Below are 23033 nucleotides of genomic sequence, written 5' to 3' on the forward strand. Positions count from 1 at the left end.
CTAGAACTGGAAATACAGGAAGGGCGAGAACGAATTCGCCGCCAGGCTGCTCAGTGCCAGCACGAAGCCGCCCCACAGCAGCACGCTGTGCAGCGCGCCGACGTGGCGCATGAAGTAGCCGTCCTTGTTGCCGGCGTAGAAACGCACGTTGTTGATCCCGGCCAGCAGCAGCCACACCACCGCCACCAAGACAAACGCCATGGCCATCTTCGAGGCTCCCAGCACGTACAGCTCCAGCGAGCCGAAGCCGTTGAAACCAAACAGCGCCTGGTAGATGTCCAGGCTGTGGCGCAGGTCCATGGTGAAGAACAGCGGCATGCTCAGCACGATCAGCAGCGCGGTGCGCAGGTTGCGGCCGAGCTTGTACGGCGTGTTGATCTTGGTCGCCAGGTGGAACTTGCGCTCGATGACCATGGCGAAGCCGAAGAACAGCCCCCAGAAGATGAAGGCGAAACTCGCGCCGTGCCACAGGCCCGACAGCAGCATGGTCCAGACCAACGCGGGCAGGGCGCCGGTGACGCGCTTGCGCACCAAAGGCATGTACACGTAGTCACGCAAAAAATGCGCCAGGGTCATGTGCCAGCGCGCCCAGAACTCGGTCACGCTCTGCGCTACGTACGGCTGATTGAAGTTCTCCGGGAAGCGGAAGCCCATCATCAACGCCAGGCCCAGCGCCATGTGGCTGTAACCGGCGAAGTCGAAGTACAGCTGCAGGGTCGACACCACCAAGCCAAACCAGGCATCGCTGAACTGCAGCGTGCCTTCACCGACGAAGAGCATGTTGATCGGCGCAAGGCGGTCGGCAATCAACACTTTCATGATGAAGCCGAGCATGAACCGACATACACCGAGCGAGAACAGTTCCCAAGAGTGGGTACGCTCGCGCAACTGCGGCGCCAATTGGCTGTAACGCAGGATCGGCCCGGCCACCAGGTGCGGGAACAGCGCCACAAAGGCGGCAAAGTCGATGAAGCGGTTGGTTGGCGTGGCGTCCTTGCGGTAGATGTCGACGATGTAGCTCAGTGCGTGGAACACATAGAACGAGATGCCCAGCGGCAGGAAGATGTTCTCCAGCGTCCAGGTGTTGATACCCAGTGGCGCCAGCAGCACCGCCAGCACTTCAGCGCCGAAGTTGGCATATTTGAAGTAACCCAGGGTCGACAGGTTGCCGATCACGCCGATCCACAGCAGGCGCAGCGCCCAGCGTTTGTCGCCGGCATCCAGGCGATCCTTGATGCGCAGGCCGAACCAGTAGTTCCAGTAGGTGATCGCGACGAACAGCAGCAGGAAGTCCGGCCGCCACCAGGCATAGAAGATGTAGCTGGCGGCAACGATCACGGTCGAGCGCCACTGCGGCCTGGCCAGGAAGTACACGGCCAGGAAAAGCGGCAGATACAGGAACAGGAACACATTGGAGGCGAAGATCATGGCAAGGTCCGTCCTTAGTAGCTGACAACTACGCCGAGGCTCAGCTGATAGTCATCGCCGGTTTCCAGCGCGCTACCGGCATTGAGGTAGCTGGCGCTGACCAGGGCGTTGATATCGAGGTGCTTGCCATCGAGGGCGACCGGGAACATCTTCCAGTAGTAGTTGACGTCGAGCATTTGCCCGACGTTCCGGCCACTGCCCTGCGTGCCCTGAGTGATCTCGCGGTTACGCTGGGAGCGCTGGTCACCGTTCATGCGGATCGGCAAGGTGCCATCGGCATCACGCAGGTTCAGCTGAGTGACCCGCATATCGAGCGCGGTGCGTGGCGTCGGCCGGGTTTCCAGGGCGATGCCGTAGTAGCTCAGGTTGCGCAGGTCGAGGGCGACGAACGAGCTGGTCAGGCGCGTGCTGTAGGATCCTGTGCGGGTGATCCGGTCCGACTGAATCGAGTTCAAGCGGAAGCCGTCGTTTTCATCGCTCGGCTTGTCGGTCAGGCCGCCGCGCAGTGCCACCCGTGGCGTCCACGGCAGGTCGTCGAAGCGCTTGCCCACTTCACCCAGCGCGGCCCAGCCTTTGCTGGTGTTGCCGGTGCTGGTGACGCCGTTGCCGTCGGTGTTGTCCATCTTGCCGTTGAGCGCGGCGAGTTCCAGATGGTAGTCGCTGACCAGCGGCGAGGGCAGGTTGTCGCCATTGAAGAACAGGCCGTAGCGCACGCCAGTGAAGTCGTAGCGATCGTCTGCGTCATGTCCGCTGTGGTCGTTTTCGTACATAAGGCGCACGCCGGCGCGGTTGTTCTGGGTCCAGCGGTAGGCGTACTCGCTCATCACATAGGTGGTGCGCGATTCGCTGTCCGGCAGCGAGTTGACGTCGGTGTTGTAATTGTGGAACTTCTGCCCGACCGCGACGAAGGCGTCAGAGAAGGTGTCTTTGTAGTTGAAGCGCAGCGACTCGAGGCTGTCGTCCCACCAGATGCCGTAGGTATCAAAGAATCGCTGGCGACCGAACGATGCTGAAAAACGTGGATCATCACCGATCAAGTTACGTTTGACGTACAACTCGCGCATCTCGGCGTACCAGCCTTCAGGCTGTTCGCGGGCGTTGGTGGTAGTGCCTTCGTTGGTCAGGTTGCTCGACTGGCTGGAGTCATAGTTCAACCACAGGCGCCCATAGACCATCCATTTGGCCCAGCGCTTCTCCGGCGAATACCAGGCGAACGACGGCTCGTAGCGCAAGCTGTAGAACATCTCGCGGTCGCTGCCGACCTGGGAGTCTTCCGGGCCGTAGCCGGTTTGCACGGTGAGCTTGTTGAAGAACTCGGAGGTGATCACCGGCTCGCTGCCATCAGCAGCGGCAACCCGCACGGGTTCGTTGCTGTCAGCCTCGGGGCCGGTGACTTCTTCAGCAGCGAACGCTGCCGACATTGGGGCCAGGGCAAGCAGGGCGCCGAACAGGGGGGAATGCGCTTTCACAGGGTGGCCTCCTTCAACAGGTCGTTGCGTGCGGCCAGGGCACGCTCGATATCATCCTTGGGCAAGGTTCTTTCCAGACGTCGGACCAGGCTGCGCGCGCTGCGCTCACCCATGTCCAGGGCAATCCGCGCGTAGGTGTAGGCCTTGACCCGGTCATGGCACAGGGCACGGCCAAAGGTGTGCAGGCTGGCCATGCGGTACCAGGCAGCCGATGAACCCTTGTTGGCCTCGGCCTGGAATAACGCCATGGCCTTTTCCTGATCGGGCTGATCAGCCACGCCCTTGCTGTAGTACTCGGCCAGCAACAGGCCGGCGCTTGGGTAACCGCTGGCGCGCAGCTCTTCGATCAGGGCCAGGGCCTTGTCCGGGTCCAGCGTCAGCCAGTTGTTGACCATATAGAACGATGCCTGCAGGGCTTTGCCGCGGACCGGGTCGCGCTTTTGCACCAGATCGATCATCGCCTGGGTTTCATCGGCGTTGTGCTCGGTCGGGTTAGAGATCATGTAGTTGGCCTTGGACACCATCGCCGGCACAAACCCGCGCTCGACGGCGTCATCGCGCCAGCGCTGAACCTGCGCAATCGACGCCGCCAGCGCCTCGGCCTGAGCCTTGTCGCGGGCCAGTTGCTCAGGCGTTGGCGGTAGCTTGGCAGCGGCCGGGTTGGCCTCTTCGCGCTCGTAACGGTCGGCGTCCTGCTCGGCGCGTTGCACGCTGGTGATGTTGTCCAGCAACGAGGCAATCGCGTGCACGACTTCTACCGGCAGCTGGCTGCGCTGCGGCTCAAGCTCGGTAGCGAAGGCGCGGAAGGCCGGATCCTGTTGTTCGCCGAGAAACGCGTAGTAACGGTTGACCGCACGCACATCGAAACGCGCAGCCTCGCGGTACCAGCGCTCGGCGCCGGCGCGATCGCCCTTGCGTTCAGCCAGCACCGCCTTGTACAGCTGCGGCCGGCAGTTGAGCAGGCACGACTGTTCGTACAGGCCGAGCAGCTCGGTGGCCTGCGGCACGTCGACCAGCTCCGGGTAGACCAGAAACACCTCAAGCGTAGTGCTGGCGTTGCGGGGGTCGAGCCGGCTCGGGTAGCGCTCCAGTGCCTGTTTCATCCACGGCTGTTGGGGCTGGCGCAGGCTTGGCTGGCGCTCGATCAAGCGTGCCAGCGAAGCCAGCGCCGGGATCAACCCGCGGCCATCGGCAAAGGCCTGGTGATACAGCGCCACCGATTCTTGCGGTTTGCCATCCGGCCGCCCGGCCAGTACGTCGCCCAGCAGCAGGGCACTGGCCAGGTCACCGCGGCCGGCCAGCTCGCGCAGGTCGGCAGTGACGTCGGCGCTCGGGTCCTTGTACAAGGCGTAGCGGATCTGCTCCAGGCTCTGTCCAGCGCTGGCGGCGCTGGCACAGGCGAGGGCGATGCTGGCCAGCAGCAGGCGCGAAGGCGTCTTCAGGGTCATGACGTCAGCTCTCTCGATGAACTCAGTTCTGGCCGGTAAACGGCAGGCCCAGGAACAGGTCTACCGACACTGCTTTCTGGTAGGCCGTGGCCGGCAACGGGCTGTCTGGAGCAATGGTCAGGGACAGGTTGCGGTTAACCTCGTCAACCCGTGCATCGACCACCTTGCCGCTGAAGTGTTCATCCAGGCCAAACACCTGCATGTCCACCGAGCGAATGCGGCTGACGTCGGCCAGCTTGTCGAACGGCACGTTGGCGCGTACGAACAGGCCTTGGTCTTTCGGCAGCAGATGCATCAGCGGTGCTTCTTTATAGCCATAGCCATCCAGTGGCTGGTTTGGGAAGTACACCTGGCAGTCGCATGGGCTGTTGATCACGGTCTCGATGGTGGCGCGGCCGAGCAGGGTTTGCAGGTCGCCTGGCGAGAGGTCGGCAACCGCCTTCATGTCAGCCGGGCTGGTGAAGCTGGTGGCCAACTGAGTAGAGATGCTGGCCAGTGGCTGACCCGCTTTGACTTCGGTGGTGCCGGCCGGCAGCAGGAACTTCACATAGCCGTTGTCGGGCATGCTGATGATCTGCGCGTTGGTCGCAACCTGGGCCTGCAGGGCCGGGATGCGGAAGAACAGCATGTAGCCCTTGTAGCCAACGAATGCCAGGGCAGCCAGGCCAGCAGCGCTGTACAGCAAGGTGCCGGTCATGGCCTTGAGGCGAGCACCGGCAGAACGCGGCGAAGCGTACTTGTGTTTGCGTTCCTTGATGTAGTTTTCCCGCTGCATCACGTTGAACAGGCCATTGATGTCGGCGATCTCGCCGGACATGTAGGCGGTGATGATGTAGCGCAGGATGTCGCGCTTCTGCGCGTCGAGGTCGACGAACTGCGCGCCGACTTCGTTGCCACGCTGGGAGACGATCTTGACCTTGCCATCGATCGACAGGTCGACCTGATTCAGGCGCAGCTGGATCGATGCGTCATACAGCGCGCCGATGGTCAGCGGGCCTTCATGCAGCAGGCCGATACCGCCCAGCGAGATGTCCTGCAGGGTGGTTTCGATGACGGTCTGACCACCGCTGGCGAGGCGCACGCGGGCGTTGATGCGGGTGCGTACGTACTGGCGCTCGTCAACCGCTTCATGAACGATGTTGGCCGATGTCTTGCCCGGGGCCGCGGGACTGTTGGTCATGCTCATGTGCAGGCGCCTTTCCTTTAACGTTGCGTGAGTTCAAGAAGTACGGTGATGACCCCGAAGAAGATGGCGATGGAGGAGAACAACATCGCCTTCGAGGACCAGCGGTTTAGCGAGGTGTCAAAATCGACACTGCCGGTAGCCAGGGTGGTTTTCTGCCGGGTCCAGCTTTGCTGGTCCATATGGAACATCGCGTAGACCTTCATTACCGAGCCAACGATCTGGTTGTAATAAAGGACAAACGGATACATCGGGCTGACCGGGTGCTTGGCGAACACGAACAGCACGGTCACCAGAGTGCGCGAGATCAATACCCAGAACAGGTACACCAGCAGGTACTGGATGCCGAACACCAGGCCAGCCACCACCGAGGCGGTCAGGCCCATCAGGCAGGTCCACATCGACACCCGTTGGTCCCACAGCACGTACAGGGTGAACAACCCCAGACGCGCGCGGCCGAGCAGGGCGGTGGCGCGAAAGTTCTGCCGCAGCGAGTTGCCGTACCAGCGGAACATCAATTGCCGGGTGGCGATCCAGAAGCTGTCGCTGGGCGGGTGCTCGACGGTCAGGGTGTGGCTGTCGGGTACATAGAAGGTGTCCCAGCCGGCGCGCATCAGGCTCAGCCAGCTGGACTTGTCGTCGCCGGTCAGGAACTGGAAACGGCCCAGGCGCCAGTGCTGAAGAAAGTCTGCTTCGACGTCGCGAATGAACTCCGGGTCGATCATCACGCTGGCGCGGAAGAACGACAGCCGCCCGGTCAGGGTCAGTACCCGGTGCGACAGGGCCATCGAGCACATGTTGATGTGCCGCTGGACAAAGCGCATCGAGTGCCACTGGCGCATCAGGCGGCTACCCTCGACTTCGCAGAACTCGTTGGTAGTCAGGCCGCCGACGTCGGGCAGCACGGCAAACATCTTCACGGCGCGCTCGACACAGCCGGGCAGCATCATGGTGTCGCCATCGACCACACCGACCACCGCATCTTCCATCGGCATCTGCCGCGACAGTGCGCGGAAGGCGTGGGCCAGGCCATCACGTTTGCCGGTGCCGCGGGCGCGGACGATCACTAGCTTGATGTCGTCGCGGTCGCGCACTTCATTGCGCATGATGTCCTTGATGAAATTTTCGTCGCCCTTTTCCACGATCGAAGCAATCACCGTGCACGGCACATTCAGCCGCTGCACTTCCTGAAACACCGACTGGTAGACCTTGAAGGTGGTCGAGGTCGGGATACGGAAGCTGGTCACCACCATGAACATGTGCGAAGGCAGTGCCGCATCACCCAGGCGCTCGACTTCGCGGCGCATGCGTGGGAACCGCCAATGCAGAAAATACATGCCGCGCAGGTAGTGCACGATGGCATTGCCATAGCGCCACATCCCGAGCGTGCCGATAACAAAGATGAACAGATGATGGCTCGGGTCCAGATAAGCCGGGGCGATCATCTCCGACGCCAGCGCGATCAGCCCGGCCAGGCACGCCCAGGCGCAGAAGCTGGCGGCCGCGCGCAGGTAACCTGGGGCCTCGAAAGGTCGCTGTTGCGTTCGTTCCATGTAGCGTGTGCTCCTGTCTGCGGCCGCACCCACGGCGAACTGCCGGGGGTGCGACCTGCATCGATTACCAGCAGATGCCTTGGCGTTGCTCGTCGCTGACGCCATCCATGAACCCGACCAGGTCGATGACCTGTTTGCCCTCGTTGTTCTGCAGGGCACTGGCAAAGCGCTCGTCGTTGTTGCCCAGGACGATCACATCGGCTTCGCCGATCACTTGCTCAAGGTCGTTCTGCAGCAACGAAGACACATGCGGGATTACCGACTCGATGTAGTCGCGGTTGGCACCGAACACCCGTGCGTACTCGACGTTGGCGTCGAAGATGCGCAGGTCGTAGCCCTTGCCGATCAATTTCTCGGCCAGGGTTACCAGCGGGCTTTCGCGCAGGTCATCGCTGCCGGCCTTGAACGCCAGGCCGAGCAGGGCGACTTTGCGTTTGCCGGTGCGCTCGACCAGGTCAAAGGCGATATCGACCTGATTGCGGTTGCTGGCCATCAGCGAGGCGAGCAGGGGGTGCTCGACATCCAGCTGGCCGGCGCGGTAGGTGAGGGCGCGCACGTCCTTGGGCAGGCACGAGCCGCCGAACGCAAAGCCTGGGCGCAGGTAATAGCGCGACAGGTTGAGCTTGTAGTCCTGGCAGACCACGTCCATCACCTCCCGGCCATCGACGCCGGAGGCTTTGGCGATGTTGCCGATTTCGTTGGCGAAGCTGACCTTGGTCGCGTGCCAGACGTTGCAGGTGTACTTGATCAGCTCGGCGACTTCCACCGACTTGCGGATCACCGGCGCATCCAGGCCCTGGTACAACGAAGCCAGCAAGTCGCCCGACTGGGTGTCGAGCTCGCCGATCACGGTCATGGCCGGGAAGTCGTAGTCCTTGATCGCGGTACTTTCGCGCAGGAACTCAGGGTTGACGGCAACGCCGAAATCGGTGCCGGCCTTCTTGCCCGAGTACTGCTCAAGGATCGGAATGACCACATTCTTGACGGTGCCCGGCAGCACGGTGCTGCGCACCACGACTGTGTGGCGGCTTTGCTTGTCGCGCAGGACCGTGCCGATTTCACGGCACACGGCTTCCATATAGACCAGGTCGAGGTCGCCGTTCTTCTTGCTCGGCGTACCGACGCACAGAAGCGACAGGTCGGTGGCGAGTACCGCGGCCTGAACGTCGGTAGTACCGCGCAGGCGGCCCTGGTTGACGCCGTCTTGCAGCAGTTGCTCAAGGCCTGGCTCAACGATTGGCGACTTGCCCTGGTTGATCAGATCGATTTTCGCCTGGGAGACGTCCACTCCCAACACATGATGACCGCGCGCCGACAAGCAGCCCGCGCACACTGCGCCCACATAGCCAAGGCCAAAGATGCTGATGTTCATAGATCCCTCTCCCAGGACACGGCAAGGCCGGCCGAGATGCTCAGTTCAAGAAGTTTTCAATTAGGCAGACGCGCAGAAACAAGCCGCGAGGAAGTGGCAATACAGGCTGTTTTTTTTGGTCTTTTTTCATCCTAAAGGGGTTGCTGTTAGAACCGCAAGCGTTGATCTGCGGCTTTGTGAAAATACTTTAATCGTCGCTTGTTAAAGTTTAAAAACCGTTTTAAAACAACGACTTAAAGTTTGATGTAAGTTCGGCGTCAAAAATCTGATGCTGCTTGATTGGCAACAAAATGGCGTCGGTAAACTGTCGTTTATGTATTATTTTCATCTTGCTGACTGCGTCGGGTGCCAACTTGCGTCGAGCGGCTGTGCTAGGCATAGTTGCACTTGGTTACACCTCGGGTGCTGGAAGTGCTCGATCGCCCTTTACTGCACAGGAGGCATCTCATGAAAGGAATCGGACCTAGGCTGCGCGAAGAGCGTGAACGTCTGGCACTTACCCAGCGCAGATTTGGTGAGATCGGGGGCGTCGAGCCCAATGCTCAGGGCAAATACGAGAGTGGCGAGCGCACACCGCGTGTTGACTACCTTGCCGCGGTGGTCGCTTGCGGCGTTGACGCCAGATACGTGCTCGGTGGTGTCCGCACGCCACCGCCCATAACCAATCTAAGTGAAGACGAGACCCGCTTGCTGGGTACGTTTCGCAGCCTGTCCGCCAGTGATCAGGCTGCGCTGTGGTACCTCGCCGAGCGCTTGCTGGGTGACGCCAGCTAAAGCCTGACCAGATAGTCAGTTCAGATCGAGCAAAAGGCCTGGAATCGTGATGCGAAGGGCTAGGTCGACCTTGTAATTTTTTGTTATGGTGGCGGGATCCAATCGCCCCACTGACGAGGTGTCTGCTTGATTAGGGTCCTAGTGGTCGATGATCACGATCTGGTGCGTACCGGCATCACCCGCATGCTTGCCGATATCGACGGCTTGCAGGTGGTGGGTGAGGCGGATTCCGGTGAGACAGCCCTCAAGCTGGCCCGTGAGCTGAAACCCGATGTTGTCCTCATGGACGTCAAGATGCCTGGCATCGGCGGCCTGGAGGCGACCCGCAAGCTGCTGCGTAGCCATCCGGACACCAAAGTGGTGGCGGTCACCGTGTGTGAGGAAGACCCGTTCCCGACGCGTCTGCTGCAGGCCGGCGCCGCTGGCTATTTGACCAAGGGCGCGGCGCTGGATGAAATGGTCCAGGCCATTCGCCTGGCATTTGCCGGCCAGCGCTATATCAGCCCGCAGATCGCCCAGCAGCTGGCGCTGAAGTCATTCCAGCCGCAGGGCTCGCCGTTCGACTCGCTGTCCGAGCGAGAAATCCAGATCGCTTTGATGATCGTCGGCTGCCAGAAAGTGCAGATCATCTCCGATAAGTTGTGTCTGTCCCCCAAGACCGTCAATACTTACCGCTATCGAATCTTCGAAAAACTTTCGGTCACCAGCGATGTCGAATTGACGTTACTGGCCGTACGCCACGGTATGGTCGACGCAAGCCTCTGAGTTTCCATGTCCCCAATTTTTGATGCCAGCGCATTCCTGGCGACCTGCAGTGGTCGGCCGGGTGTGTACCGTATGTTCGACGCCGAGGCGCGGCTGCTCTATGTGGGCAAGGCCAAGAACCTCAAGAAGCGTCTGGCCAGCTATTTCCGCAAGACCGGGCTGGCGCCCAAGACTGCCGCCCTGGTGGGGCGCATCGCCCAGGTCGAAACCACCATCACCGCCAATGAGACCGAGGCACTGCTGCTCGAGCAGAACCTGATCAAGGAGTGGCGGCCGCCGTACAACATCCTGTTGCGCGACGATAAGTCTTACCCATATGTATTCCTGTCTGACGGCCAGTTCCCACGCCTGGGTATTCATCGCGGGGCGAAGAAGGCCAAGGGTCGTTATTTCGGCCCGTACCCAAGTGCTGGTGCCATCCGCGAAAGCCTGAGCCTGTTGCAGAAGGGCTTCATGGTCCGCCAGTGCGAAGACAGCTATTACGCGAACCGGACCCGGCCGTGCCTGCAATATCAGATCAAGCGCTGCAAAGGCCCCTGCGTGGACTTGGTCAGCCCAGAGGAATATGCCGAGGACGTGCGTCACTCGGTGATGTTCCTCGAAGGCCGCAGCCAGCAGTTGGGCAATGAGCTCAATGCCGAGATGGAACAGGCGGCGATGACCTTGAATTTCGAGAAGGCAGCCCAGCTGCGCGATCAGATCGCCTTGTTGCGCCGGGTGCAGGACCAGCAGTACATGGAGGGTGGCTCCGGTGAGGTCGACGTGGTGGCGGCCTTCATCAACCCGGGCGGCGCCTGTGTGCACCTGATCAGCGTGCGCGGCGGGCGGGTGCTCGGCAGCAAGAACTTTTTCCCGCAGGTGGGCATAGAAGAGGAGGTCAGCGAGGTCATGGCGGCCTTCCTCGCCCAGTATTACTTGGGCAATGCCGAACGCGAGATGCCCGGCGAGTTGATCGTCAACGTCGTCCACGAAGACTTCGCCGCTATCAGCGAAGCCGTGCAGACCTTGCGCGGGCGCGAGTTAGCTATTACCCATCGCGTGCGTGGCACCCGTGCCCGTTGGCAACAACTGGCCGTGACCAATGCCGAGCAGGCGTTGAACGCCCGGCTGGCCAACCGGCAACACATGGCCGCACGCTTTGAAGCCCTGGCCAGCGTGCTGGGCCTTGATGAAGTACCGCAGCGCCTTGAGTGCTACGACATCAGCCATTCCAGCGGTGAGGCCACTGTAGCCAGTTGCGTGGTGTTCGGCCCGGAAGGCCCGATCAAGTCCGACTATCGCCGTTTTAACATCGAAGGCATTACCGGCGGTGACGACTATGCCGCCATGCACCAGGCACTGATGCGCCGCTATGGCCGGATCCAGGCCGGCGAGGGCAAATTGCCCGATGTGTTGCTGGTCGACGGCGGTAAAGGTCAGTTGAACATGGCCCGCGACGTCATGCAGGAACTGGGCATCAGCGACCTGACCTTGCTCGGCGTAGCCAAGGGCGTGACCCGCAAGGCCGGCTTCGAGACCCTCTACCTCAACGACGTAGCCCACGAGTTCACCCTCAAGGGCGACTCTGCTGCGCTGCACTTGATCCAGCAGATCCGCGACGAAGCGCACCGTTTTGCTATCACCGGCCACCGTGCCCGGCGCGGCAAGGCCCGACGCACCTCCAGCCTGGAAGACGTCGCCGGGGTTGGCCCGAAGCGCCGCCGCGAGCTGCTGAAACATTTCGGCGGGCTGCAGGAGCTCAATCGCGCCAGTATCGACGAGATAGCCAAAGCACCCGGAATCAGTAAAAAGCTTGCCGAGTCGATTTATGCCAGCCTGCATAGCGAGTAGAATGCCCAGTTCAACTCGCAGCCAGTCGTACCGATGAATATTCCAAATCTGCTCACCGTTCTACGCGTCCTGCTCATCCCGATCTTCATTCTGCTGTTCTATGTGCCCTATCACTGGAGCTACATGGCTGCCAGTACGGTGTTTGCCATCGCCGCTGCCACCGACTGGCTGGACGGCTATCTGGCCCGTCGTCTGCAGCAGAGCACTGCGCTCGGTGCCTTCCTCGACCCGGTCGCAGACAAGCTGATGGTCGCGGTTGCTCTGGTGCTGCTGGTACAGGTACACGCGAACTTCTGGCTGACCTTGCCTGCGGCGGTGATCATTGGCCGCGAGATCGTTGTTTCGGCGCTGCGTGAGTGGATGGCCGAGTTGGGGGCGAGGGCACATGTTGCCGTGTCCAATCTGGGCAAGTGGAAGACTGCGGCGCAGATGCTGTCCCTGGTGATCTTGCTGGCCAACCCGCCGGTCTTTGGCTTCTGGGTTGTGCTGGGCTATGGTCTGCTGCTGGTAGCTGCAGCGCTGACGTTGATCTCCATGATCAATTACCTGGTCGCCGCCTGGCCGCATCTGCGTGAAGGTTCAGAGCCGAAATAAAACTTTTTTGAATCAAGGGCTTGACGGCGTTTGGCAGATCGCTAGAATAGCGCCATCACCAAGCGGGAATAGCTCAGTTGGTAGAGCACGACCTTGCCAAGGTCGGGGTCGCGAGTTCGAGTCTCGTTTCCCGCTCCAAATATCGGTCTGCAGAAGGAAGGTAATTTCTGCAAGGCCTTGAAAAAAGACGCTTCGGCGTCTTTTTTCGTTCCAGGCCAAACCACTCCGATCCATGGGCCGCCAGACTTTTTGCTCCAGGAATCAGCCCATGAAGCCCGCACTCCCATTCGCTGGAGCGGGAGACCTGGATCCCCGCGGTGTGCCCGAGCCAAAAGGCGACGTCGCTACTCCGGTCGCCTGATTGGAGTATTCTCACTGCAGCTCACTCCTGGCTACCCAGACACTCTACAAGACGCCCCCCCAGGGGTGCTCGGTAAGCAATCCCTGCGTCAAAGTCAGCGTCAGCTCGCGCTCGGCTGCGCTGCGTTCATCAGCCAGCATGCCCACCGCTTCAATGACTTGCTGCTCGTTGGCGCCTTCCTCGGGCACCAGCAGCGTTTCGAGGCGGTCATGGTAGGATTGGTTCAGCGCCTCGTATTGTTCCGCAAAGGTCTCACGCAGAAAATCGATCCAAAAGCCATGCTGCGCCATCGAATCTGCGATACGGGCGTTGGTCTCTGCCTGCAGGATGGTCCGGGCGGCGTCACGCAGGCGAGCGTCGTTCACGTCGGAGAATATCCGGTGATACATGTAGCGCGCCTGGGCCGGCAGCCCCAGCGGGCGCACCAGACCGGCGCGATACGCCAGGTGTATTTCCACTTCATCGATCAGCCCGTGGGGGTTGCTGGTTCTTAGCTCCCTTATGTGCTGCGCCGCGACGCGATCTACCTCGTCAAGCCGGTACAGCTCGCGGCCCAGCTGCACCAGTGCCGGGCTCATCTCTGCGCTGCCCAGCCCGGCCGTGCGGGTGGCGACCAAGGCGCGCACCTCGAACAAACTGAGCATCAACAGCATCTGGTCTGCGCAGGTCCGCGGGCCCGCTGCTTGCTGAAAAATCGCCTCCCGCACTTGTGTATTCTCCACGCACACCTCAACCAGCGCCCAGATGCGCCTGCGCAAATCGATGCCCTGAAGGTCATAATCACTGGATCGGCCGAGGTCGTTGAGAAACCGCATGAGATCATCGCAACCCGGTTGTTGCGTCAGGGCCAGCCACTGTTCGGAGCGGATGGCACGTTCCTCAACGCTGAAGTCGGCCAGCCATCGCTCGAGCGACTCCTGTCCGCCAGGCCCATGACGTCGCGTAGGCAATGCTCCCGCACCGGCCTCGCCCAGGGTGCTGCGCAAGGCGGTCTGGGTCGGCTCGGGTAACGGGTTGTCATGCAGGCTCAACCCGGCCAGTCGGCGGTGCGACCGAGCAAGGGTCGGGCTCATGTCCTGTATGTGATTGTCGCGCAGATCGATGTCTTCAAGCGCAGGGTGCATGTACACCTCTACAGGCAATTCGCTCAGGCCGCAGTGGCGCAAATGCAGGCGCTGGAGGTTGAGCAGACTGCCCAATGGCGGCAGCTGCCCGATCGGATTATGCGACAGGTCCAGCACCCGCAGTCTGGACAATGCACTGAGCCTGGCCAGGCCTGCATCGTCGATCACGATCTGATTGCGCGTCAGGCGCAGCTCGCTGAGCTGGGTCAGTGCCTGCAGGCCATCTGGAATGCCGCCTAGCAGATTGTCACTGAGGTCCAGGGTGCGCAGGTTGGCGAACCGTTGCAAAAACCCCTCGGTGATGTGCGTCAAATGCGCGCGGCGCAGAATTAAGTGCGTGACATGGTCAAAAGTCACCTGCGCCGGCAGCACCGGCAGACTATCGATACGCTCGCTATCTATCACCAGACGGTACTCGCCGTCCGCGTCAGGCCGCTTGCGCCGCCAGCACTGGCGAATGCGTCGAGCGATCAGGCGGCGGCGCTCGGGCAGAGGCGCAACAGTGGCCTCCCGGCGCCACGCGCCCAGGCTCTCGCCCAGTCCGATCAGGTGCTGCTGCAGGCTGTGCAAGTGGTCCCACGGTTGCTCACCCTGCAAGCGAACGCGCTCCAGGTAGACCTCTATCTCCATGTCGGTCAACGTCGGGAAGATTTGCTGATAACCGCGAAGCAGCGCGCGTCGTGAGCCTTCCGGGCGACCGCTGAGTACATAGCCGATGCGTCCATCACCCAGACGCATTGGAGGTCGGGGGGTGCCGATCGGCGCCATGCCCAGCAGCCGTGCCGCCTCGTTGCGGTCTGCGAAGGCTAGATCTGCAAGGGTGCTGGCCAGCTTCGCCGGCGATGCTGAGGCTTCGCCCAGCGCCACCCGTTGCTGCGTGTCCAGCACATGCAGCAGGGCCTTGAACAGATCGTCGCCAGCCAGGGAACCGGGCTTGGCGAAACCTGCCTTGTCGGTAGCAAGGTAGCCTCGTACGGTGCGGATCAGAGAGTGGGTCTGCGTGGGCTGTTCAGCGCCAATGCTGGCCGCGACATCACCGTTGAGCTGTGTGTCGCGCACCTCCACTCGCACCGTCGATTGCCAGGGCCATGCGGTGTGAAGCAAGCCCAGGGCCAGCTGCTCTGTGTCAGGCGTCACAGCAACTGGCTGCTCGAAGCCTGCGCAAGCGCGATCCAGGCGTGCGTCGCGCAGTTCCCAGCGAGCCTTTTCGGCCAGCGCCAGTGGCACCCTCTGTTGCTCCAGCAACTGGGTGAGATCGCTGTCGCTGGCGGCTGCGACCAACGCTCTGCCCGAGCGGATCGTCAGGCCAGGAAAGGCGCGGTGCAAGGGCTGTGCTGGGTCGCTCGGAACCGGCTGCGTCTCCTGCCAGTATGCCTCGAATGCTTGCCCGCGCAGGCGTGGGAACGACTCGTGGGCTACGTACCGTTGCAGTGCGTCACAGAGCCGGGCAGGGGCAGGGGCGTTTTCCAGATGCAGGCGCCGTAGGCACGCTTCATCCATGCCTACACTGCGCAGCAGCGAGCTGGCCAAGTCATGCCTGGCCAAACCGAGGTTCGAACCGAGCCTCCTCATCAGCATTCCCGCATCTTGCCAGTCATGTGGTCGCTCCAAGGCGTGGTGCACGCCACCAGCCTCGTTTTCCTCCAGGGCTATTGCTGCCGCTTGAGCACGATCGGGGTGCACCACGGTTGGGCGCTCCTCACTTTGTCCCAAACGGTAAGCCTGCTGCGCGATCGACACGTGTGGCTTGCCCCGCAGAACACCTCGCTGGCCCGACATCAGGCTGGTGCCTGCCATCGAGTAGCCCGGCAGGTCAGCTCGTGCCAGGCGCTGCTCACCTGTGGGCGTGAGCACGGGTGCCAGCTCATCAACGGCAGCTTCTCGAGCCAGTATCCCGCCTGTTGCGGCTCCGGCGGCCGCCCCTAATCCGATCATCGCAACGTTTTGGGCTACAGACATCAGGTGGCTAAGCGCTGCCTCACGATCGCCCAGCTCCCAGTCCTGGTAACCCTCGAATACGTTGTTTGTTACCTGGTGCGCAGCCAGCGCAAGCAATGGCAAGCCAAGCTCTGGTACGAAGAAAGCGGCCAGCCCAAGCATGTCCACGCCGAGTCCTTTGAAGAAATGCATGCGCCGGTCGCGTTCCTGGCTATCGACAGCGCTGTTGGGGACTGCCAAGGCTTGAGCGTCCTGCAGTACCTTATCGATCTGCACCTGACGCAGGTGCTCGGCCAACGAACCGGTAATAAGCTGCTGGCGCCCGTCCAGGTGCATCGGCTGCTGGGCAGCGCCTTGGCCCAGCAAACCCTTCAATTGCTGGCTGACGTGCATCCGGTCATGCTTTTTGATGAACCGTTGGAAGAACGTTCGATAGGCTGGATCGCGCAGACGGCTACCCAAGGTGTTGAACACTTGCGACCATGACCCATAGACGTTCAGGGCCCCATGCGGATCGTCAGGGATCCACACCATCAGGCTCTGCGGCGCAGTGGTTGTTGCACTCGAGCGCGGCTGGAACACCGTTACACCAGTGATCACCCGCCCCAGCAGTCGAAGCTCGCTGAACGTACCTGCGGCGCTTTCGGCTGGAGCCGATACAGCGTTCAGCATCTCATCAAGCAGCACCCCCTCAACCTCGCCTTTGAGGCGCGCCAGTTGCGCAGCCGCCAGCAGGTTCGTGCGCCATGCTTCTTCGAGTATGGCGTTGACGCTGCGCCGGCGGCTGTCGTCTGCAAACAGCACCTGCTTGAGATGTTGCTGATAAAGCGCGCCCACATCCAGAGAACGGCACAGGCCGGCAAATGCACGAGGTCGCAGCGCGATCAGCGTACCGTCTGCATCTTGCAGCCTGGACTCTGGCAACCAGGCCGACTCGGAGGTTTCCCGGCGCTCGAAGTTGTGCAGGGCGCAGGCCAGCAGGCTTTGCTCCGAGGTTGTGGGGACCACACGATCGGGAACTGTGCTGACACCTGATGGGTAACGCACGTGTACCACCCGGCGGAGCTTGGCCGTGTGGACATCCACTGGGCGCTGCGCGAGCCTTTGCAGCGCTGCGTCCAGCGATGTGCTGGCGAAGCTGTCCAGGGGTTCTATCTGGGCGAAAAGAAGCGTCAGCTGTTCGCGCGCACGCTGTTGCGCGATCAGTGCCTGATGCAGAACAGAACGTTGATCGGCGGTAGCCGCGGTCAGCCAGTCTGGTAAGCGATCTGCTATGAGGGTATCAACGGAAGTGTCCGGGAATAGAGTATCTTTCATAACGCACCAATGAGCGCAAAACGCTCATTCAGCCCGCGTTGTCACCGGCGCGTGCGGTAGTTATGTCGATGACAGCGGGTACTGGGACGCCAAGATCGAGAGCGATCCGCGCCGAACACATGAGAATGCAGCGCAATGAACGCTGGCAGGAGGGCTGTGGTTTTTTGATTGATGTTGGGCAAGACAGGTTCACAACTGGCAAAAATGATAGGGCTGCTTCCTGAAATGATCAGCACTGAAGCCGCTGACGGCAAAGTCGACGGCTTGGTTGCCGAGTCGGATCACTCCCACTGCATCTCGCCCTTGGCCACCTTGGCACTCAGCTCCAACGAGCTGTCCCCGCCCAAATCCGGATAGCGCTTTTTCATCGCCGCAATCAGCTCAGCGGAGTTGTCAGCCTTGGCAGTCTCTTTGTCAAACGCGCGAATGTAGTCAGCGGTGAACTGAACAGCTTGCAGGCCCTTAGGGAATGTCCCGTTGAAATGCCCTGGTATCACCGTGGCCGGTGCCAGTGCCTTGATCTGCTCCAGCGTCGCCAACCAGTGCTCATGGGAGGCGGCGCTCTGCGTATCAGCCATCCACACATGCTCACCCCATTGCACCGGAATGCCGCCAACCACCGTCTTGATCGAAGGAATCCAGACAAAGGTGCGCTCTGGCGTCGGGCCATCGAGGCCGATGATCTTCAGTGGCTGACCTTCCAGCATCAGGGTATCGCCGCTGAGGGGCTGCGGCACCACGATCTGCCGCGGCGCATTGGCGCCAAGCTCGGGAGCCCAGATTTTCAGTTTCGCGTCTTTGCTGGCGTTGATATGGGCAACGGTCTGCGCGGTGGCGACAACTTTTGCCTGAGGGAATGCGCGCACCAAAGTGTCCAGCCCGAAGTAATAGTCAGGGTCGCCATGGCTGATGTAGATGGTCGTCAAATGCTTGCCGGAGGCCTTGATCCGGGCTGCAAGTTTGGCGGCCTCCTGCGCGGAGAACTGGGCGTCGATCAGGATTGCGTCCTGCTTGCCTTCGACCAGTACCGATGACACGGCAAAGATTGCCGCTTCGCCTGGATTGAACACATCCACAGTCAATGCCTGATGCGCAGGCCTGGTCATGGCGGGCGGCTCGCTGACTGGGCTGGCAGCGGGTGCGGTGCCAGCCACTAGCATGGCGAAGGCGCCGGTCAAGGCTGAGAGGACAAATCGCGGTGTTTGCATCGGAGTTCACTCGGCAAAGATTGAAAGGAATGGGGCAACGCCCTTGGATTGAAGCGCACTGTCCGCATCAACGTGTAACGAAAATCAGCCCTCAGCTATTAGCGCTTTCTAAATTAAGTAATCATTAACCTGAGAGTAATGATCAGCCCCGGGCGTTGATTGATCGGCCTGAACTGCCAGCCTTAAATGACTCCACGAAAGCGCACCCGTGGAGTTGCAGAATGACAACAAGAACCTCCCCCCCACCGCAATGGTCGCGGCGGCGCAGCGAAAAGCAGCGCCGCCTTGAGCAGGTGCGAGACCTTGCCGATGGCGTGGTGTTGCCCAGCGAGCGGATCGTCGAAGCCCTTGAGCGCCTGATCGCCCCTGGTGACCGGGTGGTACTCGAAGGCAATAACCAGAAGCAGGCAGATTTTCTCTCGCGCTCGCTGGCCAAGGCCGACTCCGCTCGCCTGCATGACCTGCACATGATCATGCCCAGTGTCAGCCGTGCCGAGCACCTTGATCTGTTCGAGCGCGGCATCGCCCGCAAGCTCGACTTCTCCTTCGCTGGGCCGCAGAGTCTGCGCATCGGCCAGTTGCTTGAAGACGGCCTGCTCGAAGTCGGCGCCATTCACACATACATCGAGCTGTACTCGCGCCTGCTGGTCGACCTGATCCCCAACGTTGCCCTGGTTGCCGGCTTCATGGCCGACCGCGAGGGCAATATCTACACCGGCGCCAGCACCGAAGACACTCCGGCGCTGGTCGAGCCTACGGCGTTCAGCGATGGCATCGTCATCGTTCAGGTCAATCAGTTGGTTGACGACGTGCGCGACCTGCCGCGGGTGGATATCCCGGCGTCCTGGGTCGACTTCGTGGTGGTCGCGGACAAGCCGTTCTATATCGAACCGCTGTTCACCCGCGACCCACGCCACATCAAGCCGGTGCACGTGCTGATGGCGATGATGGCGATCCGCGGCATCTACGAAAAACACAACGTGCAGTCGCTCAATCATGGCATCGGTTTCAACACCGCGGCCATCGAGCTGATCCTGCCGACCTACGGCGAGTCACTGGGCCTGAAGGGCAAGATCTGCCGCAACTGGACACTGAACCCGCACCCGACATTGATCCCCGCGATCGAAACCGGCTGGGTGCAGAGCGTGCATTGCTTTGGCACTGAATTGGGCATGGAGGACTACATCTCCCAGCGCCCAGACGTGTTCTTCACCGGCCGCGATGGCTCGATGCGCTCCAACCGCATGATGTGCCAGTTGGCCGGGCAGTACGCAGTCGACCTGTTTATCGGCGCCACGCTGCAGGTTGACGGCGACGGTCATTCCTCGACCGTCACCCGTGGCCGCCTGGCCGGCTTTGGCGGTGCGCCGAACATGGGCCACGACCCCCGCGGTCGGCGCCATGCAACGCCGGCCTGGCTCGACATGACCACCCCGGTGACTATGCTCGAACGCGGTCGCAAGCTGGTGGTGCAGATGGTCGAGACCTTCCAGGAGGGCGGCAAACCCACCTTCGTCGATACCCTCGATGCGGTCGAGGTAGCCAGGAAGGTCGGTATGCCGCTGGCGCCGGTGATGATTTACGGCGACGACGTGACCCACCTGCTCACCGAAGAAGGCATTGCCTATCTGTACAAGGCACGCACGCTCGAAGAGCGCCAGGCGATGATCGCGGCGGTTGCCGGCGTGACCAGCATCGGCTTGCGCCACGACCCTAAAGACACCGCACGCATGCGCCGCGAAGGGCTGATCGCCTTGCCCGAAGACCTTGGCATCCATCGCAATCAGGCCTCGCGTGCGTTGCTCGCCGCCAAGAGCATCGCCGAGCTGGTCGACTGGTCCGGCGGCCTGTACAACCCGCCCGCACGCTTCAGGAGCTGGTGATGACTGCATCCATTCAGATCCACGCACCACTGCCGTTGTCGCACCAGTTGGCCGACCTGGCGGTTGAAGCGCTGATCGACGAAGCCGATCTGTCGCCCAAACCGGCCCTGGTCGACCGCCGTGGTAGCGGCGCCCACAGTGATTTGCACCTTGGCCTGATGCACGCTTCGGCGCTGTCGCTCTGGCCATGCTTCAAGGAGATGGCCGAGGCCGCCATGCTCCACGGAGAGGTCGGCCAGCCATTGCGCGAAGCCCTCGGCCGCATTGGCCGGGAAGGCGAGACAGCCATGCGCGTCACTACTGCCGGCATCAATACTCACCGTGGTGCCATCTGGGCACTGGGCTTGCTGGTCGCTGCCCGTGCCCTTGATCCAATCAACAACGATGCCGCATCGATTGCCGCACGGGCAGGGCGCATCGCCCTGATCGACGACCGCTATGCGCCGCGTCAGCACGACAGTCATGGCCTGCAAGTACAGCGCCGCTTCGGCGTGCGTGGTGCCCGCGAAGAGGCGCAGTTGGGCTTCCCGACGGTACTCGCCTACGGCTTGCCGCAGTTGGCCAAAAGCCGCGCTGCTGGCAGTGGCGAGCAGAACGCGCGGCTGGACGCGTTGCTGGCGATCATGAGCCAGTTGCACGATACCTGCGTGCTCTGGCGGGCAGGCCTCGAAGGCCTGCAGGCCATGCACCAAGGTGCCCGTGGCGTACTGGATGCTGGCGGCAGCGCAACCCTGGCCGGGCGCCGTGCGCTGCGCCAACTGGATACGCGCCTGCTGGCGCTGAACGCCTCACCGGGCGGCGCCGCTGACCTGCTGGCGGCCTGCCTGCTGCTTGATAACTTCGGGAGCCTTTGAGCATGGAAACCTTGTCTTTCAGATTTCCGGCCGGCGCGCCGGCAACCAACCGAGCCTTGGTCGGCTGTGTCGGCTCAGGCGACCTCGAAGTGCTGCTCGAACCTGGCACCAGCGGTGTACTGAACATCAACGTAGTGACCTCGGTAAACGGCAGTGCGCCGCGCTGGGAGCAGCTTTTTCAGCGCCTGTTCGCCGAGCACAGCCTGCCCGCCATGAACATCGACATCCACGACTTCGGCGCCACGCCTGGCGTAGTACGGCTGAGGCTGGAACAAGGCTTCGAGGAGATCAACCATGACTGACATCGACCGTTTACTGCAGGCCTGCAGCTTTGTTGAACTCAGCGCCCGCGAGCGCGCCCGCGCCTTGCTCGATGCCGGCAGCTTTCGCGAATTGCTTGGGCCGTTTGACCGGATGATGTCGCCGTGGCTACCCCAGCAAGGCATCGTGCCCCAGGCTGACGATGGCGTGATCATCGCCAAGGGCAGCCTCAATGGCCAGCCGTTGCTGGTGGCCGCCATCGAAGGCGTATTCCAGGGCGGCAGCATGGGCGAAGTCGGCGGCGCCAAGATCGCCGGGGCGCTGGAGCTGGCGGTCGAAGACAACCGTAACGGCATACCCACCGCCGCTGTGCTGCTGCTGGAAACCGGTGGCGTGCGCTTGCAGGAAGCCAACCTCGGCCTGGCCGCGATCGCCGAGATCCAGGCCGCGATAGTCGAGCTGCGCCAGTACCAGCCCGTGATCGGCCTGATCGCAGGTTCAGTCGGTTGTTTTGGCGGCATGTCGATTGCCGCTGGGCTATGCAGCCGGTTGATCGTCACCCGCGAAGCACGCCTGGGCCTGAATGGGCCGCAGGTCATCGAGCAGGAAGCCGGCATCGAGGAATACGACTCGCGCGACCGGCCGTTCATCTGGAGCCTGACCGGCGGCGAGCAACGCCACGCCTGCGGCCTGGCCGACGCCTATGTGGCGGATGATCTGGCCAAGGTACGTGAGGCGCTGGTAGCACAACTCGCTGCAGGCGAACCGGCGTTGCCGCGCAGCCGTCGCCACGCTGACTTCCTCGCGCTGTTGGCCACGCTGGGCACTGACTGTGCGCAAGTCGACGCTGCGCTGACGCGGGCGCTGTATCAAGGAGAACTGCAATGAGCCGTGGTCTTGAGTGGATTCGGGCGCTGGCCCAGGGCAGCGAGCTGCCAGGCTATCCCGCCTCGGTAAAAGTCATCGACGGCGAGTTGGGCAACCGTCCTGCACGCTTCATCGCGGTTGTGCCCGACGCGCAAAACCCCTTCCCAAGGGCTCGCGATGGCGAGGTCGGCCTGCTCGAAGGCTGGGGCCTGGCCAAAGCTGTCGATGAGGCGATTAAGGCTGACCAGGGCGGCACGCCGCGGGTGTTGGTCGCCGTGGTCGATGTGCCCAGCCAGGCTTACGGCCGCCGTGAAGAGGCGCTGGGGATCCATCAAGCGCTGGCTGGCGCGGTAGATGCTTATGCCCGGGCGCGCCTGGCAGGGCATGCACTGATTGGACTGCTGGTGGGCAAGGCCATGTCCGGGGCGTTTCTCGCCCACGGCTATCAGGCGCAGCGCTTGATCGCGCTGGATGATCAAGGGGTGATGGTGCATGCCATGGGCAAGGCGGCAGCTGCGCGGATTACCTTGCGCAGTGTCGAGGAGCTGGAGGCTCTGGCTGCAAAAGTGCCGCCCATGGCCTACGACATCGCCAGCTATGCCTCGCTCGGCCTGCTCTGGGAGCGGGTCAAGGTGGACGCGGTCGAGCAGCCGACTGCCGCCGATATCGGCAAGGTGCGCGCGGTGCTGGAAAGCGCTGTGGACGACATCGGCAGCAGTACTGATCTGCGCGGGCGACTGGGCGCGCCCAACCGGGCGATGTCTGCCCAGGTTCGGCAACTGCTGCGCGAGCAATGGTGAAAGC

Annotated in this window: 18 protein-coding genes and 1 tRNA gene; 11 read left to right on the forward strand and 8 right to left on the reverse strand. The window is 62.0% G+C overall.

Translation table 11 applies throughout. The annotated features are described in order from the left end of the window. From IDM28_RS08495 to IDM28_RS08520, 6 genes are all read right to left on the reverse strand, one after another. Positions 1-1428, reverse strand: coding sequence for an MBOAT family O-acyltransferase (locus IDM28_RS08495; protein WP_101318422.1), 1428 nt, complete (start codon positions 1426-1428; stop codon positions 1-3). 14 nt (positions 1429-1442) lie between these two features. Further along, a complete protein-coding gene (locus IDM28_RS08500) occupies positions 1443-2897 on the reverse strand; it encodes an alginate export family protein (protein ID WP_150571295.1) in 1455 nt (484 codons plus the stop codon). Continuing rightward, positions 2894-4345, reverse strand: coding sequence for a sel1 repeat family protein (locus tag IDM28_RS08505; RefSeq protein ID WP_150572849.1), 1452 nt, complete (start codon positions 4343-4345; stop codon positions 2894-2896). Before IDM28_RS08505 ends, IDM28_RS08500 begins: the two co-directional genes overlap by 4 nt. A gap of 22 nt (positions 4346-4367) precedes the next feature. Then, positions 4368-5531, reverse strand: coding sequence for a PilZ domain-containing protein (locus IDM28_RS08510; protein WP_150571293.1), 1164 nt, complete (start codon positions 5529-5531; stop codon positions 4368-4370). A gap of 17 nt (positions 5532-5548) precedes the next feature. After that, entirely contained in the window at positions 5549-7081 is a 1533-nt protein-coding gene (locus IDM28_RS08515; RefSeq protein WP_178080758.1) for a glycosyltransferase, read from the reverse strand. A gap of 64 nt (positions 7082-7145) precedes the next feature. Beyond that, a complete protein-coding gene (locus IDM28_RS08520) occupies positions 7146-8453 on the reverse strand; it encodes a nucleotide sugar dehydrogenase (RefSeq protein ID WP_150571292.1) in 1308 nt (435 codons plus the stop codon). A gap of 447 nt (positions 8454-8900) precedes the next feature. Here IDM28_RS08520 and IDM28_RS08525 point away from each other — a divergent pair, with 447 nt between their 5' ends. The 5 genes from IDM28_RS08525 (at position 8901) to IDM28_RS08545 (ending at position 12554) form a co-directional block, all read left to right on the forward strand. After that, a complete protein-coding gene (locus IDM28_RS08525; RefSeq protein WP_101318434.1) occupies positions 8901-9227 on the forward strand; it encodes a helix-turn-helix domain-containing protein in 327 nt (108 codons plus the stop codon). A 126-nt stretch (positions 9228-9353) separates the two neighbouring features. Then, positions 9354-9992: a UvrY/SirA/GacA family response regulator transcription factor gene (uvrY, locus tag IDM28_RS08530; protein ID WP_101318436.1), complete on the forward strand. Its 639-nt coding sequence runs from the start codon at positions 9354-9356 to the stop codon at positions 9990-9992. 6 nt (positions 9993-9998) lie between these two features. Continuing rightward, positions 9999-11822 (forward strand): excinuclease ABC subunit UvrC, encoded by a 1824-nt coding sequence (uvrC, locus tag IDM28_RS08535; protein ID WP_101318439.1) that lies wholly within the window; start codon positions 9999-10001, stop codon positions 11820-11822. 33 nt (positions 11823-11855) lie between these two features. Continuing rightward, positions 11856-12416, forward strand: a complete 561-nt coding sequence (gene pgsA, locus IDM28_RS08540; RefSeq protein ID WP_101318441.1) for a CDP-diacylglycerol--glycerol-3-phosphate 3-phosphatidyltransferase — start codon at positions 11856-11858, stop codon at positions 12414-12416. Positions 12417-12478: 62 nt separating this feature from the next. Then, positions 12479-12554, forward strand: a tRNA-Gly gene (locus IDM28_RS08545). A gap of 267 nt (positions 12555-12821) precedes the next feature. On the opposite strand, the gene IDM28_RS24015 is transcribed toward IDM28_RS08545, so the two are convergent. Further along, positions 12822-16985, reverse strand: a complete 4164-nt coding sequence (locus tag IDM28_RS24015; protein WP_410524658.1) for an NEL-type E3 ubiquitin ligase domain-containing protein — start codon at positions 16983-16985, stop codon at positions 12822-12824. Between IDM28_RS24015 and IDM28_RS24180 the strand changes: the two genes are divergently transcribed. Then, complete coding sequence (locus IDM28_RS24180; RefSeq protein WP_188035707.1) at positions 16887-17102, forward strand: hypothetical protein; 216 nt, start codon at positions 16887-16889, stop codon at positions 17100-17102. The two genes, IDM28_RS24015 and IDM28_RS24180, sit on opposite strands and share 99 nt — an antisense overlap. A gap of 335 nt (positions 17103-17437) precedes the next feature. Here IDM28_RS24180 and IDM28_RS08560 read toward each other — a convergent pair whose 3' ends face one another. Beyond that, positions 17438-18262 (reverse strand): MBL fold metallo-hydrolase, encoded by an 825-nt coding sequence (locus IDM28_RS08560; protein ID WP_262500041.1) that lies wholly within the window; start codon positions 18260-18262, stop codon positions 17438-17440. A gap of 323 nt (positions 18263-18585) precedes the next feature. On the opposite strand from IDM28_RS08560, the gene mdcA reads away from it, so the two are divergent. From mdcA to mdcE, 5 genes are read left to right on the forward strand one after another with little or no spacing between them, the layout of a single operon-like run. Beyond that, entirely contained in the window at positions 18586-20247 is a 1662-nt protein-coding gene (mdcA, locus tag IDM28_RS08565; RefSeq protein WP_150572854.1) for a malonate decarboxylase subunit alpha, read from the forward strand. Continuing rightward, on the forward strand, positions 20247-21101 hold the full coding sequence (locus IDM28_RS08570; RefSeq protein WP_188035709.1) for a triphosphoribosyl-dephospho-CoA synthase: 855 nt from the start codon (positions 20247-20249) through the stop codon (positions 21099-21101). Before mdcA ends, IDM28_RS08570 begins: the two co-directional genes overlap by 1 nt. A 2-nt stretch (positions 21102-21103) precedes the next feature. Beyond that, complete coding sequence (locus IDM28_RS08575; RefSeq protein ID WP_101318453.1) at positions 21104-21403, forward strand: malonate decarboxylase subunit delta; 300 nt, start codon at positions 21104-21106, stop codon at positions 21401-21403. Then, positions 21396-22250 (forward strand): biotin-independent malonate decarboxylase subunit beta, encoded by an 855-nt coding sequence (locus tag IDM28_RS08580; protein ID WP_188035710.1) that lies wholly within the window; start codon positions 21396-21398, stop codon positions 22248-22250. Before IDM28_RS08575 ends, IDM28_RS08580 begins: the two co-directional genes overlap by 8 nt. Further along, positions 22247-23029, forward strand: a complete 783-nt coding sequence (gene mdcE / locus IDM28_RS08585) for a biotin-independent malonate decarboxylase subunit gamma (RefSeq protein ID WP_188035711.1) — start codon at positions 22247-22249, stop codon at positions 23027-23029. The genes IDM28_RS08580 and mdcE overlap by 4 nt, the downstream gene beginning before the upstream one ends. Positions 23030-23033 lie beyond the last annotated feature (4 nt).

Source organism: Pseudomonas sp. EZ-C24 (assembly GCF_014525325.1).
Taxonomy (GTDB): Bacteria; Pseudomonadota; Gammaproteobacteria; order Pseudomonadales; family Pseudomonadaceae; genus Aquipseudomonas; species Aquipseudomonas shirazensis.